This window comes from Streptomyces sp. NPDC029466 (assembly GCF_055574515.1).
Genome location: NZ_JBVHZH010000021.1, coordinates 126,101 through 133,498, shown reverse-complemented (window position 1 = coordinate 133,498; position 7,398 = coordinate 126,101). Strand labels below are relative to the sequence as shown.

General features: G+C 66.9%; 9 protein-coding genes. 4 read left to right on the top strand and 5 right to left on the bottom strand.

Features of this window, described 5'->3' with window-relative positions; all coding sequences use genetic code 11:
• Window positions 1-235: 235 nt before the first annotated feature.
• The 3 genes from ACZ4XD_RS18200 to ACZ4XD_RS18190 are packed head-to-tail and all read right to left on the bottom strand — an operon-like array spanning window position 236 to window position 1,844.
• Complete coding sequence (locus ACZ4XD_RS18200; RefSeq protein WP_468043181.1) at window positions 236-1,246, bottom strand: DUF2637 domain-containing protein; 1,011 nt, start codon at window positions 1,244-1,246, stop codon at window positions 236-238.
• Window positions 1,243-1,581 (bottom strand): hypothetical protein, encoded by a 339-nt coding sequence (locus ACZ4XD_RS18195; protein WP_468043179.1) that lies wholly within the window; start codon window positions 1,579-1,581, stop codon window positions 1,243-1,245. Before ACZ4XD_RS18195 ends, ACZ4XD_RS18200 begins: the two co-directional genes overlap by 4 nt.
• Window positions 1,578-1,844 (bottom strand): DUF6284 family protein, encoded by a 267-nt coding sequence (locus ACZ4XD_RS18190; RefSeq protein WP_468043177.1) that lies wholly within the window; start codon window positions 1,842-1,844, stop codon window positions 1,578-1,580. The genes ACZ4XD_RS18195 and ACZ4XD_RS18190 overlap by 4 nt, the downstream gene beginning before the upstream one ends.
• Before the next feature lie 793 nt (window positions 1,845-2,637).
• Between ACZ4XD_RS18190 and ACZ4XD_RS18185 the strand changes: the two genes are divergently transcribed.
• The 4 genes from ACZ4XD_RS18185 (at window position 2,638) to ACZ4XD_RS18170 (ending at window position 5,611) form a co-directional block, all read left to right on the top strand.
• Entirely contained in the window at window positions 2,638-3,003 is a 366-nt protein-coding gene (locus ACZ4XD_RS18185) for a GntR family transcriptional regulator (protein WP_468043175.1), read from the top strand.
• A 243-nt stretch (window positions 3,004-3,246) separates the two neighbouring features.
• Entirely contained in the window at window positions 3,247-4,461 is a 1,215-nt protein-coding gene (locus ACZ4XD_RS18180) for a helix-turn-helix domain-containing protein (RefSeq protein WP_468043173.1), read from the top strand.
• A 19-nt stretch (window positions 4,462-4,480) separates the two neighbouring features.
• A complete protein-coding gene (locus tag ACZ4XD_RS18175; RefSeq protein WP_468043171.1) occupies window positions 4,481-4,960 on the top strand; it encodes an NUDIX domain-containing protein in 480 nt (159 codons plus the stop codon).
• A 108-nt stretch (window positions 4,961-5,068) separates the two neighbouring features.
• Complete coding sequence (locus tag ACZ4XD_RS18170; RefSeq protein WP_468043169.1) at window positions 5,069-5,611, top strand: hypothetical protein; 543 nt, start codon at window positions 5,069-5,071, stop codon at window positions 5,609-5,611.
• 161 nt (window positions 5,612-5,772) lie between these two features.
• Here the strand turns inward: ACZ4XD_RS18170 and ACZ4XD_RS18165 are convergent, their stop codons facing one another.
• Window positions 5,773-6,717 (bottom strand): hypothetical protein, encoded by a 945-nt coding sequence (locus tag ACZ4XD_RS18165; RefSeq protein WP_468043167.1) that lies wholly within the window; start codon window positions 6,715-6,717, stop codon window positions 5,773-5,775.
• Window positions 6,714-7,373 carry a Fe(II)-2OG oxygenase family protein gene (locus ACZ4XD_RS18160; RefSeq protein WP_468043165.1) on the bottom strand — a complete coding sequence of 220 codons (660 nt, stop codon included), beginning with the start codon at window positions 7,371-7,373 and terminating at the stop codon, window positions 6,714-6,716. The genes ACZ4XD_RS18165 and ACZ4XD_RS18160 overlap by 4 nt, the downstream gene beginning before the upstream one ends.
• Window positions 7,374-7,398 lie beyond the last annotated feature (25 nt).

Below are 7,398 nucleotides of genomic sequence, written 5' to 3'. Positions count from 1 at the left end.
TTCTTTCTTCTTTATGCTTACCTCTCTGCACCGCTCCTACTACCCGAGGCCCACCCCCCCCCCCCCCCCCCCCCCCCCCCCCCCCCCCCCCCCCCCCCCCCCCCCGGCAAGTGGGCTGGAACGGTCGGCGGCCATGGCACTGCTCGCGCCCCGGCGGAGCCCGAGGACGCGGAGTAGGCAGCGGCGGCAGAGCCGTCGGGGGCCAGGTACCAGGGGTAGACCGGGCTGGCGCCCATCAACGGGCGGCGATCGCCAGTTCAGCGTGCGCGGCGTCGGCGGGCTGGCGTTGTTCGGCGTAGCGGGAGGAGACCCAGCCGACCGACCAGCCGCACAGCTCCGCCGCAGCGCGCACCGGCAACTCCGCGGCGAACGCCGCGGCGATCACCGCGCGGGCTTCGTCCTCGGGCAGCTTCTCCGGCGCCGGGCCGCGCGAGAGCAGAGCCTCGCGTTCACGCTCGGCCCGCTCCTGGCGCTCACGCTGTTCACGCTCACGGGCCTGGGCGCGCTCGCGGCGCTCCCGCTCGGCCCGTTCGGCGTTCTGGCGTTCTTGCTGTTCACGCTCGCACTGCTGCTGTTCACGCTCGCGTTCACGGCGTTCACGAGCCTCCCGCTCTTCACGCTCCCGGGCTGCGGCATGCTCGCGCTCCTCGCGCCGCTGGCGCTCTTCCCGCTCGGTCTGTTCACGGGCGATGCGGGCTTCGTGGTCGCGCTGTTCACGCGCCAGCGCTGCGGCATGGTCCCGCTCCTCCGCCCGCTCCCGGCGAGCAGCTTCCTGCCGCTCCTGGGCGACCCGCTCCCGCCGCTCGCGCTCGGAGCGTTGCTTGTCTTCCAGGGCGGTCACGGCGCGGGTGATGGCGCGCCGGTAGGCCAGCCCGGTCTCCGCGGTGACGATCAGCAGCAGCGGGGCGACGGCGTGGACGGAGACGCCCACCAGGTCCTTGTTCAGGGCGGAGTCGGCGATGTTCAGGGCGAGGGTCATGGCGCCGGTCATCCACCGCAGGGCGATCGGCCACCGGCCGCCGTGCCCGCCCAGGCGGGCCAGCACCGAGTCCAGACGCACCACGATCACGACCGCGGCGTCCACCACCAGCGGCAGGATCGGCGCCGTCCAGGCCCACGCCTCGGGAGTGTGGGCGGACATGAGCGGCGTCACGGTCAGGATCGAGTAGAGCATCGCGCCGCCCACGATCAGCCACGTGCCGATCGACAGCGCGCGCTCGGCTGAACGGACCTGAGCACCGTTCATCCGTCAGCCTCCGACCGTGAACGTTCATTGCCGGGGGCCGGGACCTGGGAGTAGCCGACCAGGTGCAGCCGGGCACCGGCGTAGTCGGCCTTGACCTCCAGAACCCGAGTACGGCCATCGCACTGAACGTGGTGACGGACGCTCTCGGCCGCGATGCTCAAGGCGTCCCGCCACGCCTCGAAACCGCCGAGGTCGTTGTGGAAAGACAGCGTCAGCAGGTCGGGGTAGACCGTGGACACGTCCAGGCACGGTGCCGGCAGGTGCGGGTACTCGGCGCTGAACATCCGCAGGAGCCGCAGCGGGGCGCCCAGGGCGCTCAGGGGTGGTGTGCTCATGCGGCACCGCCCGGCAGCGCCGTCGTGGCGCGGTTGGTCAGGTCGCGGCGGGCGGCCAGGACCCGGTGGCGGGCCCGGCGGATGCGCCGCTCGTCCAGCGCGGTGGCCGGCCGGTCGAGCAGCGGGATCTGCGCGTCGAGCAACTCGACCTCCGCCAGGATCAGCGGCATCTCCGCCTCGATCGCCTCCAGCTCCGCGGCCGTCGGGCCGCCGACGGGCGGGTTGGCGGTAACAACCGCCTGAAGTGCAGCGATGTTCTTCATTGGGTCGTGCTCCTCTCACAGTGGAACGGCCCGAACAGCGGCCCCGGAGGTGCAACTCCGGGGCCGCGCGCCGTTGTGGAACCACCCGGCTCCCCTCAACTCCGCCCGTACGGACCCGCGCTGACGCGGCCCGGACGGGCGGAGGAGGCAACCGGCGCAGCGCTAACCGCTGCGATGCGGTGGAGTGGCTGACCGGTTGGTCGCGGCTGGTCGTGCTGCGCGCGAACGATGTGCTGAACGGCGCCGCCGTGCCGGTCAATCACGGCGGCGGCTGCGTATGTCGGCGACCCATGACGGATCTCCTCTCAGCGGTGCGGATCTCGGGTGATCCGTGGCCGTCGGACGCCGCCGGCCGCGAGGCCGGGATAGCGACGACCCCCGCCCACTCCCGAAGGTCAGTGGGCGGCGCTCCTTTTTTCACCCCGGGGAGGTGAGTGGCCCCGGACCGCCCTGTGCAGGGGGCGGCGTCCTGTTGCCCGGATCGCTCCGGGCGCCTCCCGAACCTTGCGAGGGTTGGAGGCGGCCCCATCGACCACCGTGTGCAGGTGGCTGGGGCAGCACGCTGTTCAGTTCTGAAGCAACGACCGCTTCCTTTCACCCCCTGTCACCGGGGCGTCCGGGCGGTACAGATGGAGCATTTGTGCAGGTCAAAGCAATGGCCTGCGGGTCTGCTGGTCACCCCGGACGGGATGACCAGCAGTGAAACTGTTCTAGCACGACTGATACAACCAGCACAATGTGTTGTGCTGTGTGTGCCGGTTGGACTGGTTCAAGGGGCGGATAGCATCGCTGTATGACGCCCACCGCTGATGCCTCGCGCAGAGTGAACGAGCAGATCGCGGACGCCCTTCAGAGGGACATCGAGTCAGGCAAGCTCAAAGCAGGTGAGAGGCTGCCGGCGGTCCGGTCGATTGCGAGTGACTTCGGGGTTGCTGCCGGCACCGCGACCAAGGCGCTCCAGCTGCTCGCCCAGCGCGGTGTCGTACGCCCCGACTCGACGCGCGGCTACTTCGTGAACAGCCAGGCGGAGAAGCCGGAGGGTGCGGAGCCCAGCCCGGAGTTCGTGGCGATCATGAAGGAGATTGAGGCGATCCGGGCTCATCTGGCGCGCCTGGACGACCGTCTCCATCAGCTGGAGGAGACGAAGCATCCGGAGTGATCCGCACAGGGAGGCGCTGTGCCCTGCGGGACAGTGCGTCCACCTGCGCGGTGAGCTGCCTGATCTCCGCAATCACCTGCTGTCGCTCACGTTCCGTCAACCCCACTGCTGAACCCCCAAGTTGCCGTCTCAGCGCGTCTCACCCTGTACGCCCTCGACGCTATGGCGCGTGTCCTGGGAGACCCCGGAAAATCCTTCCGGGGGCCCCTGCCGAACCGAGCTGAGGCTGTAACCATGCGAGGAATGACGCAGCACCTAACGACCGGCGAGCGCGTTGCCTGGTACCGCCATCGCCGCGGCCTGTCCCAGGACGTACTGGCTGGACTTGTTGGCCGAACGGCTGACTGGCTCGGCAAGGCGGAGAACAACCGCATCGAGCTCGATCGGCTCTCGGTGATCCGGACGCTCGCCCACGCGCTCGACGTGTCCATCGGCGATCTGATCGGTGAGCCGACCCTGCTGGAGTGGTCGAAGGACAGCGGCCGGCGCACCCTGCCCGCTCTCCGCGAAGCGCTCATGGACTACCGGCAGCTCGCCCCACTCATCGGGACGCCGGACGCCGGCGAACCTCCGACGCTGGCAGCGCTCCGCTCCGATGTGGGCGAAGTCTGGGACGCCTACCAGGACTCCCGGTACGGATTCGCCGCCCGGCAGCTCCCATCGCTCTTGTCCGACGCGCTGCTCGCGGCCCGGTCCTGCTCCGGTGATGAGCGCGATGAAGCGAACGGCCTGCTAGCCATGACCTACCAGGGGGCCGCTCTAGTGCTCGGCAAGCTCGGCGAGAACGAGCTGGCCTGGATCGCCGCAGACCGAGGACTCGCCGCGGCACAGCTCAGCGGGAACAAGGTGATCATTGGGTCGCTGTTCCGGTCGGTTACCCACTGCCTGCTCTCCGCGGGACGCTTCGAGACGGCTGCGCAGCTCGTCAAGGATGCGGCCGGCTACCTGGAGCCGGGCCTCGGCGAACCGACACCGGCGTACTTGTCCATCTACGGGACGCTGTTCCTTACCGGGGCCATGGCCGCAGCCCGAGCAGAAGACCGAGCGACGGCCCAGGAGTTCCTCCAGGAGGCGGAGAACGCCGCGTTCCGGCTCGGCGCCGACGCCAACCACATGTGGACGGCCTTCGGCCCGACGAACGTGGCGATCCACCGCGTGGCCGCTGCCGGCGAGCTGGGTGACGTACAGGTCGCGCTGGATCTCGGCCCGCAGGTGGACACCAGCGGCCTCCCGGTGGAGCGTCGGGTCCGGCACGGCCTGGAGGTCGCTCGGGCACTGAGCTCCTGGAACCGCACCGACGATGCGCTCGCCGCCGTCCTGGAAGCCGAGCAGCTTGCCCCTGAGCAGGTCAGGCACCACTACATGAGCCGAGACCTCGTCCTTGGCTGGGTCCGCGGAACCCGAGGACGCCCGAGCCGGCCGATCGCCGACCTGGCCGAGCGGCTACGAGTGGTGTGAGCTGGTTAGGCTCGGTTGCATGAGCGACAACGAGCACGAGGCGAAGATGGCGCGCCCGAGAATGGCTTCGGGCGCGCTGTTCTTTGATGACCAGGGTCGAGTCATGATGCTGGAGCCGACGTACAAGGACTACCGGGAGATCCCCGGAGGCTACGTCGAGGCCGGCGAGTCCCCGCTTCAGGCATGCGTCCGGGAGGTCCGAGAGGAACTGGGTATCTCACCGGAGATCGGCCGCCTGCTCGCTGTGGACTGGGCGCCCAGCCCGGCCGAGGGCGACAAGGTGCTTTATCTGTTCGACGGCGGAATCCTGCCTACGGAGCTCCGGGAGCAGATCCAGCTGCAAGCCGCTGAGATCGGGGCGTACGACTTCCATCCGCTGGACGCCGTCGCGAGCCTCACCATCCCGCGGCTCGCTCGGCGGATCGAGGCAGCGGCGGTGGCGCGAGCCCGCGGTCGAGTGGTCTATCTGGAGCATGGTCACGAAACTGCGCAGAAGTAGCTGACTCGCGCGCGGAGAGCACAGCCGTGGGTGCGTCAGCGCCAGTTCTTGGTTCCGGTGTTCCTCAAGCCTGGCCTGCGTGTCGCCACCGTGGGGCACTATCACCTCGTGGAATCCGAAGTGATAGCCGCGCTCATCGGTACCCCTGCCGTCCTCGTCACCGCGGTTGCCGCTTTTGCCGCAGGACGCGCACAGGCCCGGGCCGCCCACCGTGGCCCCGTCGTATCTGTGCGTCGTACCGCGCAGCGCGAGGCATACGTCGAACTCCTCACGACTGCCCGCGCCTACTCCCGTATGACGACGCTGCCCAGCGTGATGAGGGTTCTCGACGCTGAAGATGCGGACCTGACAGAGCGGGATGCCCTGCGCCGAATTGAAGAAATTCGGGCAGATGTTGACATTGAGCCCCTGCTGCACGCTGTGGCCGTTGTCTCCCTTGAAGGTCCCGACCCTCTCGCCACCCTTGCCGGTGTGATCGGTGACCATGCTCTTCGAATCAAAAAGGCATCTGCCCTTGCGCCATTGATCGAAACGTGGGAAATGGACGGACCGGATGTAAAGGTCGAACAGGCTGCGCTCACCGAGGCGACCGCCGCATTTGTGATCGCTGCCCGCACCTACCTGAATGGGCATGAGGGGGAGGGGATTTGAACGGCCGGCTCGACCCCGGCGTTGTCCAGGATGGATGTTCAGATAGCTCGACGTGCGGCGGCGGGGACTGGATGGGCTTTCTCATTGCAACAGAGCTGTTGCAATGAGAAAGTCCATCACTGTGCTCGGAGACCTACTCGGACTGCGAAGAGTCCTTGTGGTCAGTCGTTTCCATATTCCGGCTCTTGCCCAAGGTATTCCTCGGCATCGCCCTCAACATTAAATTCGGTCTCGATCCCCGCCTGTCGAATCAGCTCGTAGCCGTTCAGGACCAACTGGCAGCCGGGGCAGCTGAAATACTCAGCTTCGATGGTCAAGGTGACCGAGACGTCGAGCATGTAGTCGTAGTCCGACTCTTCGTCAGACCCGTAGCCGCCGGTCGGGTAGTGAACCTCCGTGTCGACGACTTCGTCGCCTTCGAGGAGGCCGGCCGATCCACAAACAGGGCAGGTCGTTTCCTCGCTGTGCGGCAGCTGTGCTGCCAAGTACTGGCTGCTCTTCCACTCTGCAGCGACTCTTGCGGGGAGAGTTCCTTCAAGCCTCTGTAGACGGCGCTGCTTGGCCCTCTCGATCAGGGCCTCTGTGCGCTGTTCAAGATTCTTGGCATTTTGCTGAAGGTGCTTAGTAACCACAATGTCGCGGTCTTCGCCGACGAGCTCGTCCATGTCTCGATCGAGTGCGGTGACCAGAATGGCGGCTTGTGCCCAATATCTGGGCCACCAGGCATGAGGAGGGATTGCCATGAAGCCGGCACCGCTGCTGTGCAGGTATTCGTTTCGGCCGTTGATGATCTTCATAGCTTCTGCCTGGTCGAAAGGCTTGAACGCCTTATGGCACCGTGCCATCAGGGTCTTCGCACGCACGGAGGTAAACCTGGCCTCGCCTTTGACGAGTCCACTCGCGATGAGAAGGTTGGTGCCTTCCTCATTCGGTTCAGCGACCAGGAGGGGCGAGACGCGAGCGAGGGCGGCTTTGGCCAGCAGTTCAAGCGCGAGAGCAGCCCAGAGGGCTTGTTCATCGAACGACCTGTAGTCTTCATCCATGGCCCGGTTGAGGAAGAGTTTCGCCTTGATCCAAAGCGCCTCGTGATCAAACGGCCTGTTCATGAGCCCTCGCGATCCAGGTGAAAGCTAAGCCGCTGCACTTCTCGTTGCGGCTCGTGGGCGGCCGAGGCACGGGCGTGCAGAGCTATGCGATTGTTGATCAGGAGCACTTGCCCGGGCGTGCTCCACTCGTGCTCGGTCGTAGAGTTCATCTCCTCGTCGAAGAACTGCACTGCCTGACGTGCTCGGGCATCGCAGGGCATCATGCACCCCGGGTCGTAGCGCAGACGCCCGCCCTTCAGCGCCGAAGCAAAGAAACTGTCCTTGCCGCTGCTGATCAGAAAGATGCCGTGCTGCAAGAATCCCGGCAGCACTGAGATGTAGCGTGCTCCGCCAACCCGCCGGTTCCAGAGACGCGTTGGTGTCGTGCTGGTGGAGTCACATGCAAGGACCACAATGTCGGGCGGTTCGGGAAGATGTGCACCATCCGTGTGCAGAGGCTGGGCCCCCTTGCCGTAGCGGGCGCTCAGGGAGTTGGGCTCTGCCTCGGATTGGCCAACTGGGCGCAAGGTGGTAACGCCCGGGGTGCCCTGCCGGGTTGGAACCTCGGTCCACCTCAGCAGCGTGGCCTCCTGCTGAACCTGGGCTATGGTCCCCGCGCCTGTGGCCCAGCCCTTGAACCTGCTCTCCTTGAGCAGGTCTTGCAACATCATCGCCATGCGGCAGTATGCGCAGACTGAGCCC